This window comes from Streptococcus parasanguinis (assembly GCF_001578955.1).
GTDB classification, from domain to species: Bacteria; Bacillota; Bacilli; order Lactobacillales; family Streptococcaceae; genus Streptococcus; species Streptococcus parasanguinis_U.
Genome location: NZ_KQ969690.1, coordinates 455,006 through 456,254, shown reverse-complemented (window position 1 = coordinate 456,254; position 1,249 = coordinate 455,006). Strand labels below are relative to the sequence as shown.

Annotated in this window: 2 protein-coding genes; both read right to left on the bottom strand. The window is 46.9% G+C overall.

What is annotated here, in order from left to right; translation table 11 throughout:
• On the bottom strand, positions 1-851 hold an 851-nt coding region (locus SPADD19_RS06085; protein ID WP_128861597.1), incomplete at its 3' end, for a dihydroorotate dehydrogenase electron transfer subunit.
• A 184-nt stretch (positions 852-1,035) separates the two neighbouring features.
• The coding region (locus SPADD19_RS12680; protein WP_338322292.1) for a DUF6688 family protein at positions 1,036-1,249 on the bottom strand (214 nt) is incomplete at its 5' end.

The following is a 1,249-nucleotide window of genomic DNA, read 5'->3' as shown; positions in this document are numbered from 1 at the left end:
CCAGGTAAGGATACGGCTAGTCGATTTGCTGTCATAAGGTCCTCCTGCATCACAATCGTACCGGTTTCAAAGACCGGTCCGTCTTCACACACGCGCTTATTAGCTGCTTGGCTTTCATTTTCCAAATGCACTACACAGGCGTAGCAAGCACCCATCCCACAAGCCATACGCGATTCCATAGAAATATAGGCGCGGGGATGATCATGGAATTTGGTATTGACATATTTGAGCATGCCAGGTGCTCCACAAGAATAGATAGCGTCAAACTCCTGGTCCATCTGATCAATGACCGTAGAGACATAGCCCTTAGTGCCATAAGTCCCATCGTCTGTCGTTACAGTGACATGAGCCACCTGAGAAAGCTCTTCTTCCAAAATGACGGCTTCTTTGGTCGAAAATCCGACAACCACTTCAACTTCCACCCCTTGCTCATGGAGTTGTTTGGCCACTTGGACCAAGGGAGGAACACCGATCCCGCCACCAATGATCAAGACTTTCTGACCTTGACCGAGATTGGTGAGATCAAAGCCATTTCCCTGAGGTCCCATCACGCTGAGTTTGCTACCGATTGGCAATTGGGAAAAGATAGCTGTCCCCCCACCTTCGATGCGGTAGATTAAGCGACAAGTCTGTGTCTCAGGATCAATCTCAGAAATTGAAATCGGACGGCGAAGGAGCTTGGACCCATCAGGGACGCGGATATGAAGGAATTGACCTGGCAGCATCTGAGCCACCATTTCCCCTTTTAAGATCATAGAATAGATGCGAGGAGCGATCTCCTCTTGAGCAACCAGCTCCATCTCTTCCATCATGATTTTGCCAAAGCGTTTTTTACAACTGTCACTGACCATTGATATCCTCTTCTTTCTTTCAGCAAAAAAGACCTCGCAAAAGCAAGGCCCTACAAATGATCAGCTAGACACCGTCCGCTGATCTTTTTTCTGTCTTTCCTTGCAGGCCTCTCTGGACCTCTTAAAGGTTAAATTTGTCTCATTATATCGCGCTCCTTCTCGCTTGTCAAGTAAAATCAGTAACTCAGGAAACTTTACGGGGGTCAAAATCTTCTGGGATCGGTTTGATGTATTGCATGGCGATTCGGTTCTCCGGTTTGCGATCGACTAGATAAAGAACCAGTAAAAAGAGCCATTCCAACGGTTTCATCAGGTAATAGATCAGGTCCATAGCCCATTTTTTCTTGATATGTTTAGCAAAGGGATAGCCATAGCGGTCGTAATTGCGACGCAAGAAG